Genomic DNA, 25,658 nt, shown 5'->3' with positions numbered 1-25,658 from the left:
ACCTGTCAGAAGCCGTAGCGCTCCCGCTGGTCGCGCAGCCACTGCGCGGCCAGCGGGATGTCCCAATCGGCGCAGAGCTGCTCGGCGTCGTCGGCGTGCTGGGTGGCCATCGCCTTCTCCCCCGCCGCCGCGGCCGCGAGGGCGAGGAACGCGTCGACCGGTCCGCAGGCGTTGCCGGAGCCGGCCACGCAGCTGCGCCCGGCCAGCGGCGCCAGCAGGTCGTAGGTCGCCGCGCCGACCTCGGCGTCGCCCACGTAGAGCGCCGACTCCGCGGCGTTGCCCCACGCGAGCAGCGAGAACCAGTCGTCGGTGTCGAGCTGCGGCGGGTGCCCGGCGTACCACTCCCGGGCGCCGTCCTCGTCGCCCCCGCGCCAGTAGAACGCCGTGATCGTGGCGTTGAGCGGCAGGGGACCGTCAGCCAGCTCCGCCAGCATCTGCGCGGTGTCGGCGGCCCGGCCCTGCCAGGCGCTGAGCGAGATCATCGCGCCGGCGGTGGCGTCCTCGGACTGCTCCAGCGAGATCTGGCTGTCGAGGCGGCGGATCTGCTCGATCAGCTCCAGGCACAGGTCGAACCGGCCGGCCATCGCGTGCCAGGGCAGCACCAGGCTGTCGAGCACCATCAGGCCGTAGAGCGTGCGCTGCCGCTCCGCCTCGACCCGGGCCTCGGCGACCGCCTCCCACATCTCGGCCGGCCGGCCGAGCTCGGCGAGCACCACTGCCCGCAGGCAGGCCGAGACGACGAAGGCCCGCTCCGCCCCCGTGCGGCGGGCCAGGTCCAGCGACTCGGTGGCCAGGTCCAGCCGCTCGGGAGCGGTGCGGCAGGTCCAGAGCGACACGAACGCGATCTGGCACGCATCGAGCAGCAGCGCGTCGTCCCCGAGCCGCCGGGCCATCGCCAGCGCCTCGTCGACCAGCGCCCGCCGCTCGGCGAAGGTGGCGCCGTAGTAGAGCTCGTTGGCCAGGCCGAGCATGGTCCGGCAGCGCAGCGCGCCGTCGCTGGCCGGCAACCGGTCGAGGCTGCGCCGCAGCGCGTCCACGATCGGTCCGTGCACCTGCCCGTGCGCCGCGGACTGCCAGAGCGCTCCCTGCGTGGTCGAGATCGCGGCGGTGGCCACCAGCTCCGGGTCGTCCATCTCCTCGGCCACCCCGACGGCGACCTCGACGGTGGCGGTCAGCTCGGGCCACGACGCGGACCAGCGGTAGGCGTCGATGAGCCGGAGCAGCAGGTCGTAGCGCTGTCGCAGGGTCGCCTCGGGGTCCTGCTCGAGCGCCTCGAGGGCGGCCCGCAGCAGGTCCGAGGCCTCCTCGTGGGCGTAGAGCCGGCTGGCCAGAGTGGCGGCGTCCACGGCGGCGGGCCAGGCCCGGGCGGCGTACGACGGGCCGGCGGCGAGCCAGTGCCGGGCCCGCTCGGTGGCCCGGTCGGGCGCGGTCGCCAGCGCCTCGGCCACGCGGACGTGCAGACGGGCGCGGCGGGAGGCGGAGGTGACCGCGACCAGGGTGTCCCGGACCAGCGCGTGGGAGAACCGGAACCGGTCGATGCCGTCCTCGCGGACCAGCCCGGCGACCTGGGCCGGCTCCACGACGTCGAGCAGGTCGTCGGGGTCGGCGCCGGTGACCGCCCCGAGCGTGGGCAGGTCGAACTGCCGGCCGATCACGGCCGCCGCCCGGAGTGCCGTCAGCGTGTCCCCGGGGAGCTGGTCGAGTCGCCGGGTGAGCACCTCCTGCACCCCGGTCGGCGGGTGCTCCTCGGCCACCAGCCGGGCCAGGTCGCTGCGCTCGCCGGCCAGCCGCGCGTACTCCACGAGGAAGAACGGGTTGCCGTCGGTGCGCGCCCGCAGCGCCGCCGCCTGCTCCTCCGACGGCCGGTTGTGGGCCACCGAGTCGAACACCTCGGCCACCGCCGCGGCGGGCAGGCCGACGAGCTCGCGCCGTACGGCGTGCCGGCGGGCCAGCGCCTCGGCCACCTCGGCCAGCGCGCCGGTCGGCTCCGGGTGCGGCCGCCACGTGGAGAGCACCATCAGCTGCTCGTCCGCGGAGGTCTCGGCGAGCAGCCGGAGCACCCGCAGCGTCGCTGCGTCGGCCCAGTGCAGGTCGTCGAGGGCGATCAGCAGCGGCCGTTCGCGGGCCGCCTCGCGGACCTGGCGGACCAGCTGCTCGCGGGAGCGGAACTGGGCGCCGGCCTGGTCGCCGGCGTCGTCCGGGGCGATCGGCAGGCTCAGTCCGAGCCCCTCGAGCACCTGCGCCCACGCCCACAGTGGCGGGGCGCCGTCGTCCTGCGAGCAGCGGCCGACCAGCACGGTCACCCCGCGGGCCCGGGCGACCGAGGCCAGCTCGGCGCACAGCCGCGACTTGCCGATGCCCGGCTCGCCGGTCACCACGGCGTACGACGAGGTGCCGGCGCCCGCTGCGTCCAGCGCGCCCACCAGCTCGTCGAGGTCGCGGTCGCGGCCCACCATCGGCCACAGCCCGACCGGCTCGGGTGCCTGCGCGGCCGGTTCCTCGGTGGCCGGCTCGGCCGCCGGGGCGGGTGCCGAGGCAGCCGGGGGCGCCACCCAGCCCAGCGACCCGTCCTGGCGCAGCACCGCAGCCTGGAGGTCGCGCAGCTCGGGGCCCGGGTCGAGCCCGAGCTCGTCGGAGAGCACGTCGCGGACCCGGCGCAGCACGTCCAGCGCGTCGGCCTGCCGGCCGGAGCGGGTCAGCGCCACGGCCCGGAGTCCCCAGAGCCGTTCCCGCAGCGGGTGGGCGGCGGTCAGCGCCTCCAGCTCGGCGGCGGCCGTGCCATGGTGGCCGAGGGCCAGGTCGGCGAGCAGCCGGTGCTCCAGGGCGACCAGGCGGAGCTCCTCGAGCCGGGCCCGCTCGGCGACCGCCGCCGCGGCGTCCTCCAGCTCGCCGTACGGCGTGCCCCGCCAGAGCGCGAGTGCCGCGTCGAGCCGGGCGACGGCATCCGTGAGGGTGCCGGCGTCCACGGAGGGCGGCCCGACCGGCGCGAGCCCCTGGAGCCGGCGCTGCTCGACCGTGACCGCGCGCTCGAACACCCGGGCGTCGTGCGACCCGTCGGCGACCCGCAGCGCGTAGCCCGGGGCGACCGTCACCAGCACCGTGGCCGGCGCCCGCCGCTCCCGGTCCGGCTCCATGACCCGGCGCAGCCCGGAGACGTAGGCCTGCAGCGTGGTGGTCACGCCCGGCGGCGGCGCGTCGCCCCAGAGCAGGTCGACGATCGCGTCGACCGACACCGGGCGCCCGCCGGACAGCGCGAGCGCCGCGACCAGGGCACGCTGCTTGGGCGTGCCGAGGTCCACGGGGCTCCCACCGATGCTCACCTCGACCGGGCCGAGGACCGCCACCTCCACGAGCGGCAGCATACGGACGGGCGGCTCCGGGGTCGCACGGTTTCCGGCCCCGGGATCCGGGATGGCCCGTTCGGGCGGTCTTCTCCGGGCGGACCGTCCAAGCGGGTCTCCAAGTCGGCTCGAAGTCGCTCCCAAGCGCCCCGGGAGACGGTGAGGCTCCCGAGACAAGCCCGACACAGGAGTCCCAGCATGACCATCGACCTGACCACCGACGGAGCCCGCACCGGCCACCAGCCGATCGGGACCGACCGCCCCGCCGAGGCCCTCCGTGGGCTCGCCTCGGGCGGTGTCCACCTGCCCGGTGACGCGACGTACGACGCCGCCCGCCTGCCGTGGAACGTGGCCGTCGACCAGCGCCCCGCAGCGGTCGCCTACCCCCGGACCGCCGCCGAGGTCGGTCGCCTCGTCCGCGTCGCCTCCGAGATGGGCCTCCGGGTGGCCCCGCAGAGCACCGGCCACAACGCCGGGCCGCTCGCCGCTCAGGGCCTCGACGACGTCGTCGTCGTGCGCACCAGCGAGATGAACCTCGCGATCGCCGACCCGACCCGCGGCATCGTCCGCGTCGAGGGTGGCGCGATCTGGGAGCCCGCGGTCGACGCGGCCGCCGCCCACGGCCACGCGGTCCTCCACGGGTCCTCGCCCGACGTCGGCATCGCCGGCTACAGCCTGGGAGGCGGCATCGGGTGGTACGCCCGCCAGCTCGGCCTGGCCACCAACTCGCTGACCGCGGTCGAGCTCGTCATCGGCGACGGCACCCTGGTGCGTGCCGACGCGCAGAACCACCCCGAGATCTTCTGGGCGGTGCGCGGCGGTGGCGGCAGCCTCGGCGTGGTGACCGCGCTCGAGTTCCGGATGTACCCGATCGAGTCGGCGTACGCCGGCATGTTCATCTGGGACCTGAAGGACGTCGAGAAGGTGCTCCGGGAGTGGTCCGCCTGGGCGCCCGGTGCGCCCGACGAGATCACCACCTCGTTCCGCGCCCTGCGGCTGCCCCCGATGCCGGAGCTCCCCGAGTTCCTGCGCGGCCGGGCGGTCGCGATCGTCAACGGCGCCGTGCTCTCCTCGGACGAGCGCGGCGAGCAGCTGCTGGCCGGCCTCCGCGCCCTGCGTCCGGAGATCGACACGTTCGGCCGGGTCCCGGCCAAGAGCCTGGTCCGCCTGCACATGGACCCGGAGGGAGGCGCCCCGTTCGCCTCTGACAGCACCATGCTCGGCGACCTCGACGGTGCTGCCGTGGACGCCTTCCTCGAGCAGGTCGGGCCGGACGCGCAGACCTCGCTGCTGATGGCCGAGCTGCGGCAGCTCGGCGGGGCGCTCGGTCGTCCTCACGAGGGCGGCGGCGTGCTCAGCCACCTCGACGCGTCGTTCGTCAGCTTCGCGGGCGCCATCGCGGCGACCCCGGAGATGGGCGCCCAGGGGCACGCGGACGCCGTCCGGCTGACGCAGGCGCTGGCGCCGTGGGCCAACGGGAAGCAGTACCTCAACTTCTCCGAGAACCCGGTCGACACCCGCTCGGCGTACGCCGACGACGGGTGGACCCAGCTCAAGGGGATCCGTAGCGCCGTGGACCCGCGTGGCACGTTCGCGGCCAACCACCCGGTCCCCCGCCTGTTCGAGAACGGCACCGTTACCCCCTGACCCGTTGAGTTGCGCCTCCCTGCGCGTCGAGTTGCGCCTCCCTGCTGTCCGAGACCACAGGGAGGCGCAACTCAACCCCCAGCGGGGCGCAACTCAACCCCCAGCGGGGCGCAACTCAACCGCCAGCGGGGCGCAACTCAACTGCGGGCGGGCTGGGGCTCGGGCTTGCGGGCGGCCGGCACCAGCAGCGCTGAGGGCACCAGCAGCACGGCGACGACCAGCAGCGCGTCGAGGGTGCCGACCTGGTCGCCGACGAAGCCGAGCAGCGGCGGCCCAGCCAGGAACGCGGTGTAGGCGATGGTGGAGACCACGCTCACCCGGGCGGCGGCCTGCTTCTCGTCGTCGGCGGCGGCGCTCATCCCGACCGGGAAGCCCAGCGAGGCCCCGACCCCCCAGAGCACGATGCCGGCGGTGACCACCACCGCGCTGCCGCCGAAGACGATCAGCAGCACGCCGACGAACGCGGCCGCCATCGTCGACCACAGCACCGGCGCCCGGCCGAACCGGTCGAGCAGCACCGGACCGACCAGCCGGCCGGCCGTCATCGACGCCACGAACAGGCTGAACCCGGCCACGCCGACCCACCGCTGGACGTCGTACCCGTCGATGAGGGCCACCGCGAGCCAGTCGTTGGCCGTGCCCTCGGTGACCGCGAGCGCGAACACCATGGCGCCGATCATGAGCGTGCGCGGCTCCAGCCAGGCCCGCCAGGCCGCCTGCGGGAGCTCCTCGTGCTCCGGCTCCACCTCGGCGGCGCGGGGCAGGAAGCCGCCGGTGGTGGCCTGGATGACGACCAGCACGCCGAGGGCGACCACGAGCAGGTGCACAGCCATGGGTACGCCGAGCGCGATGGTGAGCGCGCCGATGATGCCGCCGAACACGGTGCCGAGGCTGAAGCCGGCATGGAAGCGCGGCATGATCGTCCGCCCGAGCCGACGCTCCACGGCCGCGCCCTCGACGTTCATCGCGACGTCCCACGCGCCGATGCCCATGCCGTAGAAGAAGAGGCCCACCGCGGTCAGGCCGACCGCCTCGGCCACCGAGGCCCCCAGGGCGGCACCCGCGAGGCCCAGCAGCCCGACCAGCGATGCGAGGCGTACGACGGTCGCGGCACCGAGGCGGTTGATCAGGGCCCCCGTGGTGGGCAGGGTCAGCACGGACCCGCAGGCGGCGGCCAGCAGCAGCAGCCCGAGCGCCCCGTTGGAGAGGTCGAGCTCGTGGCGGACCTCGGGGATCCGCGAGACCCACGAGGCGAACGCGAACCCGTTGAGCGCGAAGGAGATCATCACCGCGTTGCGGGCGGTGAGCGTGTGCGTCGTGCTCATAGCCCGGGACCCTGGCGAGCGGTGCCCTGGCCGGGCGGGGCGGCCTCCAGCCAGGACTGGAAGCCGACCAGCGAGGAGGGGCTCATGGCGAGGTCGATGTCGCCGAGCTCGCTGCCGCAGGTGACGATGACGTGGTCGGCGTACAGCGACATCTGCTCGTTGCCCTCGGGCTCGCGGCGTCCGAGGTAGGCCAGCCCGGTGCGCCGCCAGGTGCGCCGCGGGCGCGGCGAGAGAGAGAAGATCCGGAACCACTGGAGGGTCTCGCCGGAATAGCGCCCGACCCCGAGCACCCAACCGCGCCCGGTCGGTGCCGACCGGGCGCGGTGCGAGAGCTCGAAGGTGCCGCCGTTGCGCTGGATGAAGCGCCGCCGTACGACGAGCGCGATGGCGTAGCAGAGGACCAGCAGGAGGACCACGCCGGCGGCGTCGGCGATCCACTGCCACAGGGGCATCCAGCCCTCCCTCGCTTCGTCGGGTGACGCGTCCGCGTCACTCTATCCGCCGCGAGGGGGGCTGGAGGAACCGGTCCGGAACCGCCGGAAACGTCCGGGTCAGCCGGCGCGCTCGACGGCGCGGATCCGGGCCTCGGCCCGGCGTACGGCCTCTTCGGCCTCGTCGTCGTTCTCCCCCGCCGACTTGGCCCGCTCGAGGTCCGCCCGCGCCTTCTCGAGGTCGATCTCGTGCGACATCTCGGCGTGCTCGGACAGGATCGAGACCCGGTTGTGCGCCACCGACAGGAAGCCGGCGTCGACCGCCGCCACCCAGGTCTCCCCCTCCTGGGTCTGCACGTCGACGACGCCGTCGACGAGCAGCGACAGGATGGGGGCGTGACCGGGCAGGATGCCCACGTCGCCTTCGGTGGTGCGGGCGATCACCATCTTCGCCTCCCCGGACCACACGAGGCGGTCCGCGGCGACGAGCTCGACCTGCAGCTGGTCGGCCATCAGAGGTTCTTCTGGATCTCGGCCCACTTGGCCTCGACGTCGTCGAGACCGCCGCACATGAAGAAGGCCTGCTCGGCGACGTGGTCGTACTCGCCGTCGCAGATCTTCGTGAACGCCTCGATGGTCTCGGCGATCGGGACCGTGGAGCCCTCGATGCCGGTGAACTGCTTGGCCACGTAGGTGTTCTGGGACAGGAACCGCTGGATGCGGCGGGCGCGGGACACGATGATCTTGTCCTCTTCGGACAGCTCGTCCACACCGAGGATTGCGATGATGTCCTGCAGCTCCTTGTTGCGCTGCAGGATCTGCTTCACGCGGATCGCGGTGTCGTAGTGGTCCTGGCCGATGTACTGCGGGTCGAGGATCCGGGAGGTCGACGTCAGCGGGTCCACCGCAGGGTAGATGCCGAGCGAGGCGATCTCGCGCGACAGCTCGGTGGTCGCGTCGAGGTGCGCGAACGTGGTGGCCGGCGCCGGGTCGGTGTAGTCGTCGGCGGGCACGTAGATCGCCTGCATGGAGGTGATCGAGTGACCGCGCGTCGAGGTGATCCGCTCCTGGAGCTGGCCCATCTCGTCGGCGAGGTTGGGCTGGTAGCCCACCGCGGAGGGCATGCGGCCGAGCAGCGTCGACACCTCGGAACCCGCCTGGGTGAACCGGAAGATGTTGTCGATGAACAGCAGCACGTCCTGCTTCTGGACGTCGCGGAAGTACTCCGCCATGGTCAGCGCGGACAGCGCGACCCGGAGCCGGGTGCCCGGCGGCTCGTCCATCTGGCCGAAGACCAGCGAGGTCTGGCCGATGACGCCGGCCTCGGTCATCTCCGCGATCAGGTCGTTGCCCTCACGGGTGCGCTCGCCCACGCCGGCGAACACGGACACACCGCCGTGGTCCTTCGCGACGCGCGCGATCATCTCCTGGATGAGCACGGTCTTGCCGACACCGGCGCCGCCGAACAGGCCGATCTTGCCGCCCTGGACGTACGGCGTGAGCAGGTCGATGACCTTGATGCCGGTCTCGAACATCTGGGTCTTCGACTCGAGCTGGTCGAAGGCCGGCGCCTTGCGGTGGATTCCCCAGCGCTCGTTGATCTCGAGGGTCTCGCCCTCCTCGAGGTTGAGGCACTCGCCGGTGGTGTTGAACACCTTGCCGAGCGTGACGTCGCCGACCGGCACCGAGATCGGGCCGCCGGTGTCGCTGACCTGGGCACCGCGGACCAGGCCGTCGGTGGGCTTCATCGAGATGGCACGCACCATGCCGTCACCGATGTGCTGGGCCACCTCGAGGGTGATCGTGTGGCTCTCGCCGCCCAGCTCGAAGGTGACGTGCAGCGCGTTGTAGATCGCCGGCATCTGGTCGGTCGGGAACTCGATGTCCACGACCGGGCCGATGACCCGGGCGATGCGTCCCACGCCGCCGGGCTGACCCTCGGTCTTGGTCTCTTCAACAGTGGCAGTCATTGGTCTCACTCACTCCCGGCGTTGGCGTCGGCGAGCGCGTTGACGCCTCCGACGATCTCGCTGATTTCCTGGGTAATGCCGGCCTGGCGGGCCTGGTTGGCGATTCGGGTGTACTTCTTGATGAGCTCGTCGGCGTTGTCCGTCGCGGACTTCATCGCCTTCTGGCGGGCGGCCAGCTCGGAGGCGGCGGCCTGCAGCAGGGCGAAGAAGATCCGGCTCTGGACGTAGCGCGGCAGCAGGGCGTCGAGGACGTCCGCCGGCGACGGCTCGAACTCGTAGAGCGGCAGCAGCTCGTCCTCGGCCGGGGGCTCCTCACCCTCGACGACCTCCAGCGGCAGCAGGCGTACGGCGGTCGGCTCCTGCACCAGCATCGAGCGGAAGCGCGTGTAGACCACGTGCACCTCGTCGACGCCCGGCGGGACACCCTCCGCGGCGGCCTGGTCGTCGTCGTTGAGGAACGCGCCGATCAGCGTCTCGCCGATGTCGTGCGCCACGTCGTACGTGGGCTGGTCGGAGAAGCCCGACCAGCTCTGCACGACCGGGCGCTGGCGGAACTTGAAGTACGCCTCGCCCTTGCGGCCCGAGATGTAGACCTCGACCTCCTTGCCCTCCTCCTTCAGCTTCTCGGTGAGGCGCTCGGCCTCCTTGATCACGCTGGAGGAGTAGGCACCCGCGAGGCCCCGGTCGCTGGTCACGATCAGGACCGCGGCCTTGCGCGGGTTCTCGGGCTCGGTGGTCAGCGCGTGGTCGACGTTGGAGAACGTCGCCACCGCCGAGACCGCACGGGTCAGCTCACGGGCGTACGGCGCGGCCGCCTGGGCCCGCTGCTGCGCCTTGATGATGCGGGACGCAGCGATGAGCTCCATGGCGCGCGTGATCTTCTTCATCGACTCCGTCGACTTGATCCGCGCGCGGTACTCACGCAGCGATACGGCCATGAGTTCAGCCCCGCTTCTGCTTGACGATCTGCTCCTGCTCGACGTCCTCGTCCTCGAGAGCCTCGTGGGTCTCCTTGCCGGCCTTGATCGACTGGCCGTCGGAGGTCTCGAACTGGTCGAGGAAGGAGTCGTACGCCGCGATCACGGACTCCTCGGTGGAGTCCTCGAACTTCAGCGACTCGCGGATGCCGGACAGGATGCCCTCGTGCGAGCGGCGGAGGTAGTCGAGGAACTCCTGCTCGAAGCGGAGCACCTCCGGGACCGGGACCCGGTCGAGGCGGCCGCTGGTGCCCAGCCAGAGGGAGACGGTCATCTCCTCGACGGGGTACGGGGAGTACTGCGGCTGCTTGAGCAGGGCCATCAGGCGCTGGCCGCGGTCGAGCTGCTGGCGCGAGGCCGCGTCGAGGTCGGAGGCGAACATCGCGAACGCCTCCATCGCGCGGAACTGCGCCAGGTCGACCTTGAGCGAACCGGTGACGGTCTTCATCGCCTTGGTCATCGCGGAGCCACCCACGCGGGACACCGACACACCGACGTCGATCGCCGGGCGCTGGTTGGACGCGAACAGGTCGGACTGCAGGAAGATCTGGCCGTCGGTGATCGAGATGACGTTGGTCGGGATGAACGCCGAGACGTCGTTGGCCTTGGTCTCGATGATAGGCAGACCGGTCATCGAGCCCGCGCCCATGTCGTCGGACAGCTTCGCGCAGCGCTCGAGCAGCCGGCTGTGCAGGTAGAACACGTCGCCGGGGTACGCCTCGCGGCCCGGCGGGCGGCGCAGCAGCAGGGACACGGCGCGGTAGGCCTCGGCCTGCTTGGTCAGGTCGTCGAACACGATGAGGACGTGCTTGCCGTCGTACATCCACTGCTGGCCGATCGCGGAGCCGGTGTACGGCGCGAGGTACTTGAAGCCGGCCGAGTCGGACGCGGGCGCCGCCACGATGGTGGTGTACTCGAGCGCGCCGGCCTCCTCGAGGGCGCCACGCACCGAGGCGATGGTCGAGCCCTTCTGGCCGATCGCGACGTAGATGCAGCGGACCTGCTTGGTCGGGTCGCCCGACTCCCAGTTCTGCTTCTGGTTGATGATCGTGTCGATCGCGATGGTGGTCTTGCCGGTGGCGCGGTCGCCGATGATCAGCTGGCGCTGGCCGCGGCCGATCGGGGTCATCGCGTCGATCGCCTTGATGCCGGTGGCGAGCGGCTCGTGCACCGACTTGCGCTGGACCACGGACGGAGCCTGGAGCTCCAGGGCGCGACGGCCCTCGGTCTCGATCTCGCCGAGGCCGTCGATCGGGGTGCCCAGCGGGTCGACCACGCGGCCGAGGTAGCCCTCACCCACGGGGACCGAGAGGATCTCGCCGGTGCGGCGGACCGACTGGCCCTCCTCGATGTTGTCGAAGTCACCGAGGACCACGACACCGATCTCGCGGGTGTCGAGGTTCAGGGCGATGCCCTGGGTGCCGTCCTCGAACTCGAGCAGCTCGTTGGCCATGACCGACGGCAGGCCCGACACGCGGGCGATGCCGTCCGCGGCCTCGGCCACGGTGCCCACCTCTTCGCGGGTGGCGGTCTCGGGCTCGTAGTCGGACACGAAGCGCTGCAGCGCGTCCCGGATCTCGTCCGGACGGATCGAAAGCTCCGTCATCACTCTTCCTTACTGTTCGTCTGCTCGATGAAGTCTGTTCGGGACTGGGGTCTGTGGGTCAGCCGGCCAGCTTGCGGCGGGCGTCGTGCAGGCGGCTGGCGACCGTGCCGTCGATGACGTCGTCACCGATCTCGACCCGGATACCACCCAGGACCTCGGGGTCGACCACGACGTTGAGGTGCACGTCGCGGCCGTACTGCGCGGCGAGCGCGCCCTGGAGACGCCGGCGGTCGGCGTCCGAGAGCTCGCGGGCCACGCGGACGGTCGCGACGCTCTCGCCGTGCACGGCGGCCGCGACCTTCTGGTACTCGTGGATCGCCACCGACACCGTGCGGTGCGTGCCGGCCAGGGACTGCGCGACCAGCCGTGCGGTGGCGGCCAGCGTGCGGTTCTCGAGGAGTCCCTGCAGCAGGCCCTGCTTGTCGGCCACCGAGCGAGTCGGGTCGCCGAGAGCGCTGCGCAGCTCGGGGTTCTCCTCCAGCATCCGGCCGACCGCGAACAGCTCGTCGGCCACCCGGCTGGCATCCTCCGCGGACCGCACCGTCGCCTCGACGCCGAGCTGCTCGAGGACGTCGGCGAGGTCACGGGTCGCGGTCCAGCGGTGCTCCACCGCGGTGACCAGCAGGCCGAGGGAGATCTCGTCGACCTTGCCCTCGAACAGCTGACGGACCAGGCCCACCTTGGCCGGGCTCTCGACGGACACGTCCGTCACCACCCGGCGCAGGCTCGCGGTCGTGCGGAGCACGCCGGCCAGGCCGAAGAGGTCCTCGCCGACCTGCGCGGTCTTGCGGGAGCCGACCTCGGAGACCGCCCCCACCAGCTGCTGGTGCAGGGTGGCCGACGCCTCGGCCGACGCGCCTCGCATCGTCATCAGTTGGCTCCGCTGCCGTTCGGGGTGACCTGCGCCGACTCGATCGTCTCGAGGTCGGTCAGGAACCGCTCGACCACCCGGTTGGCACGCGCGTCGTCGTCCAGGCTCTCGCCGACGATGCGGCCGGCCAGGGACGTCGCGAGGGTGCCGACCTCGGCCCGCAGCGAGGTGACCGCCTGCTGGCGCTCGGCCTCGATCTGGGCCTTGCCGTGCTCCACGATCCGGGTGGACTCGGCCTGGGCCTGCTCACGCATCTCCGCGATGATCCCGGCGCCCTGCTCGCGAGCCTCCTCGCGGATGCGCGCGGCCTCGTGCCGGGCGTCCGCGAGCTGCTGCTCGAGCTCGGCCAGCTTGGCGTCGGCCTCGGCCTGCTTGGTCTCGGCCGCGGCCAGGCCGCCCTCGATGGCGGAGGTGCGCTCGGCGAACGTCGACTCGAAGTTCGGCACGACCCACTTCTTCACCGCGTAGAAGAGGAGGCCGAAGACCACGAGCGAGAGGACGATCTCGATCGGGTGCGGGACGAGCGGGTTGAGCTCGCCCTCCTCGGCCGCCCTCGTCGCGAGGGGGGTGATCAGAGTCTGCATGGGCAGGTCCTTCTATCGGTGTCCGGTCAGAGAACGAACGCGAGGGCGATACCGATGATGGCGAGCGCCTCGGCGAGGGCGAAGCCCAGGATCGCGATCGACTGCAGGCGGCCCTGGGCCTCCGGCTGGCGGGCCACACCGGAGATGTAGGCCGCGAAGATCAGACCGATACCGACACCGGGGCCGATCGCGGCCAGGCCGTAGCCGATCATGTTGGCGGAGCCATCGATAGCCATAGGGAGCACGGCTAGTTCCTTTCGGTTTCTTTTTCTCTATCGACTCTCAGTGCTCGTCTGCGAGAGCACCGGAGATGTACATGGCGTTGAGGAGCACGAAGACGTACGCCTGCAGGAACTGCACCAGCAGCTCGAGGAACGCGATCGCGACGAACAGCACCCAGGCGAGGATGCCGACCGGCTTGACCAGCGCCGAACCGTGGATCAGGAGGTACTCGCCGCCGAGCGCGAACAGGATCAGCAGCAGGTGGCCGGCGAGCATGTTGGCGAAGAGACGGAGGGCCAGCGTGACCGGTCGGACCACGATGTTGGAGAGGAACTCCAGCGGCACCAGCAGCAGCAGGATCGGGCCGCCGACGCCGGAGGGGACGGACTGGAGCTTGAGGTAGCCCCCGAAGCCGTGCTTCTTGATCCCGACCGCGTTGTAGATGACCCAGCTCATGCCGGCGAGGCCGTAGACCATCCCGGCGCGGGACAGGGTCGGGAACTGCAGGAACGGGATGGTCGCGAAGAGGTTGTTCAGCAGGATGAAGAAGAACAGCGCGAAGAGGTACGGCACGAACCGCATGAAGTCGTGGCTGCCGATGATGTCGCGGCCCATCGAGTTGCGGACGAAGCCGTAGGCCTGCTCGCCGACGAACTGCAGCTTCCCCGGGACCATCGCGCGCTTGCGGGACGCGAGGTAGAAGAAGACGAAGACGATCACCGAGGCGAGCACCAGCTGCAGCATCGGCTTGGTGACGCCGAGGTACTGCGACTGGCCGAGGAACTCGAAGGTGTCGTGACCGCCGATCGGCGGCAGGTTGAAGTCACCGGGGCCGGGAGGCGTGAACTCGTCCTCGGCCATGATCACCGCACTGCCCATCGCACTCACAGCTTCTCCTGTGCCTTTCGCGCTACTACGTCTTGTCTTGCGAAGTCTTGTCCTGCGGTTCCTCCGGCCGGAACCTCGCCCAGGTCATGTACATGCCGAGCGCCGCGCCGAAGAGGATCCCGATCACGACCAGGAAGGACGTCCCCAGCCAGCGGTCCAGAGCCCACCCGCCGAACCCGTAGACGAGCACTCCGGACGTGAGGTACCCGAAGGCGTGCCACGGGTCGCCCTTGGCTCCCTCCTCGGGAGCTGCAGACGGGGGTCTCTGCTGATCCATCGCAGCCCGGACAATAGCAGCGCAGGTGGGTCATCGTGCACCCGCCTCCGGCCGGTCCTGAGACCCCGAGGTGCCCAGGTCGTACGCCGGGATGCGCAACCGCGCGGCCAGCACGATCTGGGCGATCATCCACACGACGGTGCACGCGATCACGGTGCCGCCCAGCCAGGCGCGGTCGAGCGCGTCCTCGAGGAGGCCGGACCGGTCGAGCCCGACGAACACCGCGGCGAGCAGCACCACCTGGAGGGTGTAGGTCAGCAGCGCGACCAGGAGCGACGCGGCCGGCAGGACGCCGGCCACGAGGTGCACGAGGCCGGCGCCGAGGAAGAACACCGCGACCACGACCAGGGCGCCGGCGAGGGCGCCGTACGCCGCCTCCGCGCCGCCGACGAACGCGCCGACGACCACCGCGACCAGCCCGGCCACGAGGGCCGCCACCGCCGCGCCGAGGAGCACACTTCCCCCCGCGAACGGGGTGCTCCTGGGCGTCTCGGTCGTCATGGCGGCGGCCGTTCTATTCGGTGGATTTCGTGCGTCCTTCGAACGCTTGTGAAAAGTAGCACAAAGTCCGGGAGCGCCGCCAACCGCCCCTCTCCCACCCCGGCCGAGCCACGCCGCCTCGTGCGCCGAGCCTCCAGTTCTTGCGCCTCCAGCGGCCAGGTCGTGCGCAAGAGCTGGCCGCTCGACCCGCAATTCGTGGCCGTCCGGCGGCCTACTCGACGGGGTGCAGTCCCCGGAACCGCGGGACCAGGAAGGTGAGGGCTGCGGTCATCACGAACCACAGGCCGAGGGCCAGCCAGGTCAGGCGGCCGGCGTACAGGCTGCCGACGACGGTGCCGAAGCCGATCAACCCGGCCCACAGCCACATAATCACGACCGCGCGCCGGTGCGAGTGCCCGATCTCGAGCATCCGGTGGTGCAGGTGCTGCTTGTCGGGGTGGTAGAACATCTGGCCGCGGCGGGTCCGGCGCACCACGGCGAGCAGGAGGTCGGCGAACGGCACGACCAGGATCGACAGCGGCACGATGATCGGCAGCAGCGTCGGCAGCAGGCTGGCCTCGGAGCCGCCGCCGCCCTGCTGGATGTCGGTGATCGCGAACTGCCCGGTCAGCGTCAGCGCGGACGCCGACAGCATGAGGCCGAGCAGCATCGAGCCGCTGTCCCCCATGAAGAGCCGGGCCGGGTAGAAGTTGTGCGGCAGGAAGCCGGCGCACACCCCGGCGAGCGCGGCGCTGAGCAGCGCCCCGGTGACCGCCAGCGAGACGTCGTTGAGGTTCGCGAGCTGGTAGCAGAACAGGAAGAACGCCGTCGCGCCCACGCCGATGACGCCGGCGGCGAGGCCGTCGAGCCCGTCGACGAAGTTCACCGCGTTGATCGTCGCCACCACCGTGATCACGGTCAGCAGCGCCGCCTGCGACTGCTCCAGCGAGAACTGCCCGCCGCCGGGCGCCGGGAACGGGAAGAAGCGGTACTGCACGTCGAAGTAGATGAGGAAGCCGGCCACCAGCACCTGCCCGCCGAGCTTGGTGAGCGCGTCCAGCTCGACCAGGTCGTCGATCACGCCGATCGCGCAGATCATCGCGCCGGCGACCAGCACCACGGCCGCGTCGCGGAACACGTTGGGCGCGCTCAGCGAGAGGAACGGCAGCTCGCGCGCGACCACGAACCCGGCGATCAGGCCGCCGAGCATGGCCAGGCCGCCGAAGTACGGGATCGGTACGGCGTGCATGTCGCGGTCGCGCACCTGCGCCACCGCACCGGTGCGCAGCGCGACCTCCCGCGCGATCACGGTGAGCAGGTAGGTCACCGACGCCGCGACGAGGAAGACCAGGAGGTACTCGCGCATCCGCCGCCTAGCCCTCGTCCGTCAGGGTGGCCCCGAGCGGCTCCAGGACGGCGTTCAGCTCGTCGAGGGAGAGCGCGCCGAGGCGCAGCACCCGGCCCTGCTGGCCGGTGACGTCGACGATCGTGGACGGCTCGTCGCGCAGTGCGGGACCGCAGTCGACGATGACCGAGACCTCGTCGCCCAGCATCTCCTCGGCGGCGTCCGCGTCGGCGGCCGGCGGCCGCCCGGTGAGGTTGGCCGAGCTGACCGCCAGCGGGCCGGTGCGCTCGAGGATCTCGAGCACGACCTCGTGGTCGGGCATCCGCACCGCGACCGTGCCACGGGTGTCGCCGAGGTCCCACTGCAGCGACGCCTGCTGCGTGCAGACCAGGGTCAGCGGACCGGGCCAGAAGTGCTCCACCAGGGCGCGCGCGTAGCCGGGGACGCCGACCGCGAGCGCGTCCAGCGTGGTGGCCGCGCTCACCAGCACCGGCGGCGGCATCTCGGGACCGCGGCCCTTGGCCTTGAGCAGGCGGCGTACGGCGGCCGGGTCGAAGGCGTCCGCGCCGAGGCCGTAGACGGTGTCGGTCGGCACCACGACCAGCTCGCCCCGGCGTACGGCGAGGCTCGCGGCGTCGATCGCCGCCTCGCGGTCGGCGGCGTCGCCGTCGGGCAGGACCGGGTAGCGGGTGCTCATGCGTGGCCCCCGGGCCGTTGTCCGTCGAAGGAGCGCAGCGGAGGAGACGGAGAACGTCGTGGGGTGTTCACGGGGTCATCGTGCCAGTCGCGCGGTCAGGTAGCGCGGACGCCCGGCGAGATCGGGATGGTCGCGCACCTCCGACCACCGACCGGTGCCGCTGAACACCGCGGGGGCCGAGGTCCCCTGGACGTCGGCGTGCTCGGCGCCGACCACTCCTCCGGGTCGCAGCAGCCGGGCCGCGCGGGCCTCGAGCACCCGCATCGCGACCAGCCCGTCGTCGCCGGAGAACAGCGCGAGGTGGGGGTCGTGGTCGCGGGCCTCGGGGGCGACGGACTCCCACGCCTCGAGCGGGATGTACGGCGGGTTGCAGACGACGACGTCGACGGTGCCGGCCAGGTCCTCGAACGCGTCGGCCATGTCGCCCTGCCGGAGCTCGACCCCGGTGCCGGCCAGGTTGCGGGCGGCCCAGGCGTGCGCCCGCTCGTCGAGCTCGACCGCGTGCACCCGGGCACGGGGCACCTCGTCGGCGACGGCCCGCGCGATCGCCCCGGACCCGGTGCACAGGTCGACCACGACCGGCGTGGCCAGGGGTGCCGCCTGCTCGATCGCCCAGCCGGCCAGCAGCTCGGTCTCCGGCCGCGGCACGAACACCCCGGGGCCGACCTGCAGCTCGACGTGGCGGAAGGCGGCGGTGCCGAGCAGGTGCTGCAGCGGCTCGCGGGCGGCCCGCCGGCCGACCAGCACGTCGTACGTCGCGGCGTCGGCGGGCGCGACCTCGTCGACGAGTGGCAGCCGGCCGAGGGTGACGCCGAGGACGTGCGCGAGCAGCTCGTCGGCGTCCCGTTCGGGCGAGGCGACGCCCGCCTCGCGCAGCCGGTCGGCGGCGGCGCGCCGCAGCGCCCGGCTCATCGCAGGTGGCTCACTGCTCGAGCGCCTCGAGCCGGCTGGCCAGGTCGGCCTCCACGCAGCTGGTCACGACCGCGTCGAGGTCACCGTCGAGCACCGCGTCGAGGTTGTAGGACTTGTAGCCGGTGCGGTGGTCGGAGATCCGGTTCTCCGGGAAGTTGTAGGTGCGGATCCGCTCGGACCGGTCGACGGTGCGCACCTGGGACCGGCGGGCGTCGGAGGCCTCGGCGGCGGCCTCCTCCTCGGCGAGCGCGAGCAGCCGGGAGCGCAGGATCCGCATCGCCTGCTCGCGGTTCTGCAGCTGGGACTTCTCGTTCTGGCAGCTGACCACGATCCCCGTGGGCACGTGGGTGATCCGCACCGCGGAGTCGGTCGTGTTGACGCTCTGGCCGCCGGGGCCGCTGGAGCGGAAGACGTCGATGCGCAGGTCGTTCTCGTCGACGGTGACGTCGAGCTGCTCGGCCTCGGGCAGCACGAGGACGCCGGCGGCGCTGGTGTGCACCCGCCCCTGCGACTCGGTCACCGGGACCCGCTGCACGCGGTGCACGCCGCCCTCGAACTTGAGCAGGGCGTACGGCGCCTCGCCGGGCGCGGGGGTTCCCTTGGCCTTCACCGCGACCGTCACGGACTTGTAGCCGCCGAGGTCGGACTCGGTGGCGTCGAGCACCTCGGTCCGCCACCCGCGGCGCTCGGCCCAGCGGGTGTACATCCGCAGCAGGTCACCGGCGAACAGCGCCGACTCCTCGCCGCCCTCGCCGGACTTCACCTCGAGGATCGCGTCCTTGGCGTCGCTCGGGTCCCGCGGCACCAGCAGGTGGCGCAGCCGCTCCTCGGCGGTGCCGCGGAGCGCGGTCAGCTCCTCGGCCTCCTCGGCGAACGCCGGGTCCTCCGCGGCCAGCTCGCGGGCGGCGTCGGCGTCGTCGCCGAGCTGCTGCCACTCCCGCCAGGTGCGCACGATCGCCGACAGCTCGGCGTACCGCTGGTTGAGGGTCTTGGCCAACCGCTGGTCGGCGTGCGTCTCGGGCTCGGCGAGCCGGCGCTCGAGCTCGGCGTGCTCGTCGACGAGACCGGCGACGGCTTCGAACACGGACCCTCCCCTGGTGACCCGGCACATCTTGTGCCGACTCGGCGCTGGATGTCGACGGTGACCCGGCACATCGTGTGCCGACTCACCGTGGCGGTGACGGACTTCCTGTGGACAAACACGACGGCGCCGGTCTCCCGCGAGTGCGGGGACCGGCGCCGTGGTGCAGCTACTTCTTCTTGGCGTAGCGGGCCTCGAAGCGGGCGACGCGGCCGCCGGTGTCGAGGATCTTCTGCTTGCCGGTGTAGAACGGGTGGCACTGCGAGCAGACGTCGGCGTGGATGGTGCCGTTGGTCGCGGTGCTGCGCGTGGTGAACGAGTTGCCGCAGGTGCAGGTCACCTGGGTCTCGACGTAGTCGGGGTGGATGTCCTTCTTCACAGTCTCTCCTCGGTTGTCGGTCGCCGGGTCGTCCGCCCTGAGTGGGGGACGTGAACCGGAACCAGCGAGCAATTCTGCCACCCGTCGCAACGCCAGGGCCAATCCGGGCATTCCCGCCGGACGCGGGGCCTCAGGTGACGGCCGGGACGGGCTTCGCGGCAGGGTCCTCGGGCGGCGGACCGGCGCCCCGGAGCGGCATCCGGAGCCGGACCGTGGTGCCCTCGTCCTCGATCGACTCGAGGGTCACCGACCCCGCTTGCCGGTCCATGATCGTCTGCACGATCCGGAGGCCCAGGCCGGTGCCGGCGACCTGCTGGTCGACCGCGTTCGACCCGCGGAAGAAGCGTCGTCCGACACCTGCGACCTCGCCGGCCGGGATGCCGATCCCGTTGTCCTCGACGGTCACCAGCGCGTCCTCGCCGGTCTCGCCGACCCGTACCCGGACCCAGCCGCCGGGTCGGGTGAACTTCACGGCGTTCGCGGTGACGTTGAGGATCGCGCGCAGGATCTGGGTCTCGTCGGCGAGCACCCGGAGCGGCCCGGACGGGACGTCGAGCTCGACGCGTACGTCGCGGCGCGCGGCCACCGGCTGGAGGTCGGCCACCACCTCCCGCACCACCTCGCGCAGGTCGATCTCGGTGAGCGCGGTGCCGCGCGCCTCGACCTTCGACAACATCAGTAGGTCCTCGATGAGCAGGCTGAGCCGCTCGACGTTGCGGTCGACCGCCTCCCACATCCGCCGCTCGGGGCCCGCGGGGTCCGCCTCGCCCTCGAGCAGCTCGAGGTAGCCACGGATGCTGGTGAGCGGGGTGCGCAGCTCGTGGGAGACGTTGGAGACGAAGTCGCTCCGGGTCCGGTCGAGCTCGTACAGCGTCTCCCGGACCTCCGTCTCGACCGCGCGCCCGTGCTCGTTCTCGACGGCGAGCTGGTTGACCGCCTCGCCCACCGCACCGATCTCGCGCAGGCCCTCGGTCGCGGCCCGGGCCCCCGTCTCGCCCGCCGCGAGCCGCTGGAGCACCGAGGCGAGGGCGGCCAGCGGACGCTGGATGCTCCGCACCAGGCTGCGCCCGAGGCCGGCGACCGCGGCCAGGCCGAGCACCACCGCGCCGGCGATGAGCGCGACGCTGGTCGTCCAGGCCGACCGGTTCTCCGCCCGCGCGTCCACCGCCATCCGGCCCAGCTCGCGGTCCACCCGGGCGTTGGCGGCGCGTACGTCCGCGAACAGCGCTCGCCCGGTGGTGAACAGCTCCGGGTCGTAGTGACCGGTCCCCGCGTCGAGCCGCGGGTTGGCGTACTGCTCGATCCACGCGTCGACGGCGTCGTCCTGGGGGGCGACGAGGTCCGCCAGGTGTGCGTCGTCCGGGGAGAGGCGGACCAGGACGCCCTGGTGCTCCGGCAGCGACTCCATCGCGTCGAGGAACGGCACGAGGGCGCCCTGGTCACCACTGAGGGTCCAGCCGCGGATGCCGGTCTCGGCGTCGGTGAGGTCCTGCAGCACCCCGTCGTTGGCCTGCCGGGCCGGCTCGACCCGGTCGAGGAGGAGGTCGCTGGTGCGGCTGGTGGCCACCAGGCCGGCGATGCCGACACCACCCACCACGAGCACGAGGACCGCCGCCACGAGCACCACCCTGGCCACCCGCTGCCCGACGGTCCGTCCCATCACGGGGTGGTACCGAAACCCTTCCGCTGCATGTCACCCCACTCGTGCTGCGACTTGCGCATCGCCTCGATGGCGCCGCCCATCCGCCACCAGGCGTTGAGCTGGCGGTAGCCGAAGTTCTCCTCCACCGCGGCCCAGACCGCGCGGAGCAGGTCGCCCACGCCGCGATAGCGGCGGTAGGACATCTCCTCGGCGAGCAGGGCCACCATCGTGAGCAGGAACGAGTAGAAGATCGAGGCCATCAGCAGCAGCAGCACGAACCAGCCGTCGACGAGGTCGTAGGGCATCCAGCCGACCTCCTCGAGGCCGAACAGCACCACCACCACGACGAAGTAGGCGAGCCCGAAGATCTCGAGGAACGGCGCCAGCAGCTCGAAGAGCACGAACCACGGCATCGTCAGCATCCCGATCACGCCGTACTTCGGGCGCAGCAGCATGTCGCGGTGCCGGCCGAGGATCTCCGCCAGGCCGCGGTGCCAGCGCCGGCGCTGCCTGCGCAGCACCGGTCGGCTGTCCGGGGCCTCGGTCCACGCGACCGGCTCGGAGACGAAGACCACCTTGCCGTCGATCTTCTCCTCCCCCAGCCAGCGGTAGATCCGGACCACCAGCTCGGCGTCCTCGCCGATGCAGTCGGTGGCCATCCCACCGACGGTCACCAGGACGTCCTTGCGGAACATGCCGAACGCCCCGGAGATGATCAGCAGGCCTCCGGTCGCGGACCAGCCGGCCCGCCCGATCATGAACGCCCGGAGGTACTCGACGACCTGCACCCGGGCCAGCCAGCGACGCGGCATCCGCACGTCGGTGACGCGGCCCTGGGTGACGGTGGAACCGTTCGCGACCCGGATGACGCCGCCGGCCGCGACCACCTGGTCGGGGTGGTCGGCGAACGGTCGCGAGACGTGCAGCAGCGAGTCGGGGTCGAGCAGCGAGTCGGCGTCGACCATGCAGACCAGCTCCTTGCGGGCCAGGTTGATGCCCACGTTGAGCGCGTCGGCCTTGCCGCCGTTGGTCTTCGTGACCAGCACGAGGTTGTGGCTGCCGCGGCGGGAGAGGTACGTCGCGCTGACCTCGCCCTTCATCGGCACCAGCTCGTCGACGACCAGCGGCACCTGCACCAGGTCGAACTCGGCGACCAGCTTGGCGACGGTGTCGTCCTTCGACCCGTCGTCGACCACGATCACCTCGAAGTCGGGGTAGCGCATCGCCATCATCGCCTGGACGGACTCGATGATCGTCTCGGACTCGTTGTAGGCCGGCATCAGCACCGAGATGCCGCGGGCCAGCGGCTCACCGAACGACTCGTCGTACGCCGCGAACTCGACCCGCCGGCGGTAGCCGATGAAGTCGCCGACCGCGAACACGGTGAGCAGCAGGAAGCTGGAGTTGATCAGCAGGGAGTAGACGATGAAGAACCAGCCCATCGCCGTGATGACGTCGGAGAACACCTCGACCCAGTCCACCTCAGGTCACCACCCTCACATCACACCCCGTAGCCCGTGGACGGCGAGCGCCTCGGCGGCGTACGGCGAGGGGTGGCGACGCAGCGTGTCGAGCCCGGGCTCGCCGAGCCGGAGCAGGGCGGCGGCCAGCGAGCGGCTGGTCAGCCGCGGTGCGGTGTCGAGCGCCTGGCCGAGGCCCTCGGCCGCGGCCGGGTCGCCGATGTCACCGAGCGCACCGGCCGCGGAGGCCCGGACAAGCTCGTCGCTACCGCCGAGCGCACTGACCAGCGCGGGGATCGCGGACGGCGCCCCGATCCGGCCCAGTGCCTCGGCCGCCGCCGCCTGCAGCGCAGCACGGGGTGTGCCCAGGGCCTGGACGAGCAGGTCGACCGAGCCGACGTCACCGATCAGCCCCAGCCCGACGGTCGCCAGCTCCGCGTGCCGGCCGCTGCCGGAGGAGCGGGCCATGCCCTTGGCGAGCTCGTTGCGCATCGCGGCGGCACCGGGCTGGCCGATCCGCTCCAGCGCCGAGACCACGTCACGGGTGAGCCGGTCGTCGCCACCACAGCTGCGCAGGATCGGCACCACGGCGGTCGGGTCGCCGATGGAGCCGAGCGCGCGGAGCGCGACCCGGCGGACCAGGAAGGTGCGGTCCCTCAGCATCGGGATCAGCAGCGGAACGGCGTCCGTGCGGTGCAGCGCGCCGAGGCGGTAGGCGCCTCGGCAGCGGCGCACGGAGGACCACGAGTGCAACAGGTCGCGGGCGCGGTCGGCCGCGTCCCGCTCGAGCACCAGCTCCACCAGCAGGGTGCGGGTCTCCCCGGACACCTTGGGAAGGTAGGAGAAGATCTGTGCCTCCGCCTGCCGGCCCTCCTCGCCGGTGAGCCGGGCCAGCTCGTCCCGGGCCTTCAGCACCTCGTCCGGCTCCCCCATGAGCACGGTGAGCACCAGCTCACGCGTGACCGCGTGCGCGTGCGCCCGTCGGCGCTCGCGCAGGTCCGCGGAGACCCGGAGCACGACCAGCAGGAGCACCAGCCCTGCGGACACTGCGCAGAGGCCGACGACCAACCAGGCGAGTACGGTCACTCACCACTCCGCGCGAGCACGGCGGCGACCCGAGAGGCCAGCTCGCGCGGGGAGAACGGCTTGGTGACGTAGTCGTCGGCGCCGGCGGCGAAGCCCTGCTCGATGTCGCTCTCCTGGGCGCGGGCCGTCAGCATGATCACGGGGATGGTCGCGGTGTCGGGTGACTGACGAAGGACACGAGCGGCGTCGAGGCCGCTCATGCCCGGCATCATCACGTCGAGCAGGACCAGTGCGGGGCGTTCCTCCTGGACAGCGGCGACCGCGGCGGCACCGTCGCCGACCGCCACCACCTCGTGCCCCGACTGTCGGAGCTTGAAGACGACCAGTTCCCGGATGTCTTCGTCGTCGTCAGCTACAACGATTCTGGCCATGGGCGAACTCTAGTGAATCAGTCGTCGTCGCGACCGTTCGAACCGCCGGGCGTGGTCTTCTGCACCTGCATCAGGAACTCGATGTTGCTGTGCGACCTCTTCAGCCGCTCCAGCAGCAGCTCGAGCGCCTGCTGCCCGTCGAGGCCCGAGAGCACGCGGCGGAGCTTCCAGACGATGGCGAGCTCCTCCTTGCTCATCAGGAGCTCCTCGCGGCGGGTCCCGGACTGGACGGCGTCGATCGCCGGGAAGATCCGCTTGTCGGCGAAGTCGCGGCGCAGCCGGATCTCCATGTTGCCGGTGCCCTTGAACTCCTCGAAGATCACCTCGTCCATCTTCGAGCCGCTCTCGATGAGCGCGGTGGCGAGGATGGTCAGCGAACCGCCGTTCTCGATGTTGCGGGCGGCGCCGAAGAACTTCTTCGGCGGGTAGAGCGCCGCGGAGTCAACGCCGCCGGAGAGGATCCGGCCGCTGGCCGGGGCGGCCAGGTTGTAGGCGCGGCCCAGGCGGGTGATGCCGTCGAGCAGCACGACGACGTCGTGGCCGAGCTCGACGAGGCGCTTGGCCCGCTCGATCGCGAGCTCCGCGACCGTAGTGTGGTCGCTGGCCGGACGGTCGAAGGTCGAGGAGATGACCTCGCCCTTGACCGACCGCTGGAAGTCGGTGACCTCCTCGGGGCGCTCGTCGACGAGGACCACCATCAGGTGGCACTCGGGGTTGTTGGTGGTGATGGAGTTCGCGATCGACTGCATGATCATCGTCTTGCCGGCCTTGGCGGGCGAGACGATCAGGCCGCGCTGGCCCTTGCCGATCGGCGACGCGATGTCGATGACCCGGCCGATCAGGTTGGTCTGCTCGGTCTCGAGGCGGAGCCGCTCGCTCGGGTAGAGCGGGGTCAGCTTGGCGAAGTCGACCCGGTCCTTCGCGGTGTCGGGGTCGGCACCGTTGACGGAGTCGATCCGCACCAGCGGGTTGAACTTCTCCTTGCGCTCGCCCTCGCGGGGCTGGCGCACCTGGCCGACGATCGCGTCGCCCCGGCGCAGGCCGTACTTGCGGACCATCGACAGCGAGACGTAGACGTCCTCGGTGCCGGCGAGGTAGCCGCTGGTGCGGACGAACGCGTAGTTGTCGAGGACGTCGAGGATGCCGGCGGCCGGCACCAGGACGTCGTCCTCGAGGATCGTGGTGTCGGGCTCGTTGCGGTTGCCGCGGCGCTCGGGGCCACGGTCCCCGCCCCGGTCCCGGTCGCGGCCGCGGCGGCGGCGCGAGCGGCTGCTGCCCTGCCCGTCGTCGTTCCGGTTGTCGTTCCGGTTGTCGGCCCGGTTCTCGCCCCGGTTGTCTGCACGGTTCTGGTTCTGGTTGCGGTTGCCCGCCTGGCCGTCCTTGTCCTGGGCCCCCTCACGGTTGGCCTCACGGGTCCGGTTCTCCTCGCGGCTGCCGCGGTCGGCGCGGCCGCGGTTGTCCTCCCGGTTCTCGCCGCGGGTGCGGCCGGCCTGCTCCTCGCGGTCGCGGCCTGCGTGCTCCTCGCCCGCGCGGGCCTCGGCGCGCTCTCCGCGATCCTGCTGGCGGTCCTGCTTCTGGTCCTGCTTCTGGTCCTGCTTCTGCTCCCGGGTCTCGCCCCCGGACGGCTGGCCCGACTGCTGGCCGGACTGGTGGGCCTTGATGGCCTCGATGAGCTGCGCCTTCTTCATCGCCCCGGCGCCCGGGATGCCCATGCCGCCGGCCATCGACTTGAGGTCGGCGATCAGCATGGAGTTGAGCCCGCCACCGCGCTTCTTGCCGCTGCGCTCAGAGGCAGCGGCGCCGGCGGACGAGCCGTCCGCGGCAGGGGTGGTGGCTTCGATGGTTTCCGTCACGTGAGGTCCTTCCCACGTATCAGTGCCGAACCGGCTCGACTGCCGTCGGCTTCTCGGGTGGCTCCCTCGTGACGACCGCCCGACAGAGGTCGGCGAGGGCGTCAGGAAGAAGGGGTGCATCGGCCCGAGGCATCGCGACGATGGCTCGATGGATGCGGTGGGCGCCAACGATTGTGGCGCGTTCCCACCTTAACACCGGGTCCGGAGAAATGT

The 25,658-nt window shown here is 71.9% G+C and carries 24 protein-coding genes; 1 reads left to right on the top strand and 23 read right to left on the bottom strand.

Annotated features, from left to right (window positions below):
* Positions 1-5: 5 nt before the first annotated feature.
* Positions 6-3,350, bottom strand: coding sequence for an ATP-binding protein (locus tag EKO23_RS09060; protein WP_167880390.1), 3,345 nt, complete (start codon positions 3,348-3,350; stop codon positions 6-8).
* Between the two features lie 189 nt (positions 3,351-3,539).
* Between EKO23_RS09060 and EKO23_RS09055 the strand changes: the two genes are divergently transcribed.
* The gene (locus tag EKO23_RS09055; RefSeq protein WP_134716410.1) at positions 3,540-4,988 is read left to right on the top strand and encodes an FAD-binding oxidoreductase; all 1,449 of its coding nucleotides are present in this window, start codon (positions 3,540-3,542) and stop codon (positions 4,986-4,988) included.
* A 137-nt stretch (positions 4,989-5,125) separates the two neighbouring features.
* Here the strand turns inward: EKO23_RS09055 and EKO23_RS09050 are convergent, their stop codons facing one another.
* The 22 genes from EKO23_RS09050 to rho all read right to left on the bottom strand — a co-directional run bounded on the left by EKO23_RS09050 (position 5,126) and on the right by rho (position 25,340).
* Positions 5,126-6,313, bottom strand: a complete 1,188-nt coding sequence (locus tag EKO23_RS09050; RefSeq protein ID WP_134716408.1) for an MFS transporter — start codon at positions 6,311-6,313, stop codon at positions 5,126-5,128.
* Positions 6,310-6,765 (bottom strand): DUF2550 domain-containing protein, encoded by a 456-nt coding sequence (locus EKO23_RS09045; protein WP_134716406.1) that lies wholly within the window; start codon positions 6,763-6,765, stop codon positions 6,310-6,312. The genes EKO23_RS09050 and EKO23_RS09045 overlap by 4 nt, the downstream gene beginning before the upstream one ends.
* A gap of 99 nt (positions 6,766-6,864) precedes the next feature.
* Complete coding sequence (locus EKO23_RS09040; RefSeq protein ID WP_134716404.1) at positions 6,865-7,257, bottom strand: F0F1 ATP synthase subunit epsilon; 393 nt, start codon at positions 7,255-7,257, stop codon at positions 6,865-6,867.
* Positions 7,257-8,714 (bottom strand): F0F1 ATP synthase subunit beta, encoded by a 1,458-nt coding sequence (atpD, locus tag EKO23_RS09035; RefSeq protein ID WP_134716402.1) that lies wholly within the window; start codon positions 8,712-8,714, stop codon positions 7,257-7,259. Before atpD ends, EKO23_RS09040 begins: the two co-directional genes overlap by 1 nt.
* Positions 8,715-8,719: 5 nt before the next feature.
* The gene (locus tag EKO23_RS09030; RefSeq protein ID WP_134716400.1) at positions 8,720-9,652 is read right to left on the bottom strand and encodes a F0F1 ATP synthase subunit gamma; all 933 of its coding nucleotides are present in this window, start codon (positions 9,650-9,652) and stop codon (positions 8,720-8,722) included.
* 4 nt (positions 9,653-9,656) lie between these two features.
* Entirely contained in the window at positions 9,657-11,297 is a 1,641-nt protein-coding gene (gene atpA / locus EKO23_RS09025; protein WP_134716398.1) for a F0F1 ATP synthase subunit alpha, read from the bottom strand.
* A gap of 58 nt (positions 11,298-11,355) precedes the next feature.
* Entirely contained in the window at positions 11,356-12,168 is an 813-nt protein-coding gene (locus EKO23_RS09020) for a F0F1 ATP synthase subunit delta (RefSeq protein WP_134716396.1), read from the bottom strand.
* A complete protein-coding gene (locus EKO23_RS09015) occupies positions 12,168-12,752 on the bottom strand; it encodes a F0F1 ATP synthase subunit B (RefSeq protein WP_134716394.1) in 585 nt (194 codons plus the stop codon). Before EKO23_RS09015 ends, EKO23_RS09020 begins: the two co-directional genes overlap by 1 nt.
* Before the next feature lie 26 nt (positions 12,753-12,778).
* Positions 12,779-12,988: an ATP synthase F0 subunit C gene (gene atpE / locus EKO23_RS09010; protein WP_134716580.1), complete on the bottom strand. Its 210-nt coding sequence runs from the start codon at positions 12,986-12,988 to the stop codon at positions 12,779-12,781.
* Positions 12,989-13,034: 46 nt separating this feature from the next.
* The gene (atpB, locus tag EKO23_RS09005; RefSeq protein WP_134716578.1) at positions 13,035-13,853 is read right to left on the bottom strand and encodes a F0F1 ATP synthase subunit A; all 819 of its coding nucleotides are present in this window, start codon (positions 13,851-13,853) and stop codon (positions 13,035-13,037) included.
* Positions 13,854-13,887: 34 nt separating this feature from the next.
* The gene (locus tag EKO23_RS09000; RefSeq protein WP_134716392.1) at positions 13,888-14,139 is read right to left on the bottom strand and encodes an AtpZ/AtpI family protein; all 252 of its coding nucleotides are present in this window, start codon (positions 14,137-14,139) and stop codon (positions 13,888-13,890) included.
* A 30-nt stretch (positions 14,140-14,169) separates the two neighbouring features.
* A complete protein-coding gene (locus EKO23_RS08995; RefSeq protein ID WP_134716390.1) occupies positions 14,170-14,640 on the bottom strand; it encodes a hypothetical protein in 471 nt (156 codons plus the stop codon).
* A gap of 211 nt (positions 14,641-14,851) precedes the next feature.
* Positions 14,852-15,985, bottom strand: coding sequence for a glycosyltransferase family 4 protein (locus EKO23_RS08990; RefSeq protein WP_134716388.1), 1,134 nt, complete (start codon positions 15,983-15,985; stop codon positions 14,852-14,854).
* Positions 15,986-15,992: 7 nt separating this feature from the next.
* Entirely contained in the window at positions 15,993-16,661 is a 669-nt protein-coding gene (locus EKO23_RS08985; protein WP_134716386.1) for an L-threonylcarbamoyladenylate synthase, read from the bottom strand.
* Positions 16,662-16,736: 75 nt separating this feature from the next.
* A complete protein-coding gene (gene prmC, locus EKO23_RS08980) occupies positions 16,737-17,573 on the bottom strand; it encodes a peptide chain release factor N(5)-glutamine methyltransferase (RefSeq protein WP_134716383.1) in 837 nt (278 codons plus the stop codon).
* 10 nt (positions 17,574-17,583) lie between these two features.
* The gene (gene prfA, locus EKO23_RS08975; RefSeq protein ID WP_134716381.1) at positions 17,584-18,657 is read right to left on the bottom strand and encodes a peptide chain release factor 1; all 1,074 of its coding nucleotides are present in this window, start codon (positions 18,655-18,657) and stop codon (positions 17,584-17,586) included.
* Positions 18,658-18,823: 166 nt separating this feature from the next.
* Complete coding sequence (rpmE, locus tag EKO23_RS08970; RefSeq protein WP_134716379.1) at positions 18,824-19,033, bottom strand: 50S ribosomal protein L31; 210 nt, start codon at positions 19,031-19,033, stop codon at positions 18,824-18,826.
* 130 nt (positions 19,034-19,163) lie between these two features.
* Positions 19,164-20,693 (bottom strand): ATP-binding protein, encoded by a 1,530-nt coding sequence (locus EKO23_RS08965; protein ID WP_134716377.1) that lies wholly within the window; start codon positions 20,691-20,693, stop codon positions 19,164-19,166.
* Positions 20,693-22,156 (bottom strand): glycosyltransferase family 2 protein, encoded by a 1,464-nt coding sequence (locus EKO23_RS08960; protein WP_217702550.1) that lies wholly within the window; start codon positions 22,154-22,156, stop codon positions 20,693-20,695. Before EKO23_RS08960 ends, EKO23_RS08965 begins: the two co-directional genes overlap by 1 nt.
* Before the next feature lie 15 nt (positions 22,157-22,171).
* Entirely contained in the window at positions 22,172-23,221 is a 1,050-nt protein-coding gene (locus EKO23_RS08955) for a HEAT repeat domain-containing protein (protein ID WP_134716375.1), read from the bottom strand.
* Entirely contained in the window at positions 23,218-23,592 is a 375-nt protein-coding gene (locus EKO23_RS08950; RefSeq protein WP_134716373.1) for a response regulator, read from the bottom strand. Before EKO23_RS08950 ends, EKO23_RS08955 begins: the two co-directional genes overlap by 4 nt.
* 17 nt (positions 23,593-23,609) lie before the next feature.
* Positions 23,610-25,340 carry a transcription termination factor Rho gene (gene rho / locus EKO23_RS08945; RefSeq protein ID WP_246050995.1) on the bottom strand — a complete coding sequence of 577 codons (1,731 nt, stop codon included), beginning with the start codon at positions 25,338-25,340 and terminating at the stop codon, positions 23,610-23,612.
* Positions 25,341-25,658: the final 318 nt, after the last annotated feature.

Origin of the sequence: Nocardioides guangzhouensis (assembly GCF_004519545.1) — a bacterium.
GTDB lineage: Bacteria > Actinomycetota > Actinomycetes > Propionibacteriales > Nocardioidaceae > Nocardioides > Nocardioides guangzhouensis.
This window is presented reverse-complemented; position numbering and strand designations above follow the sequence as displayed.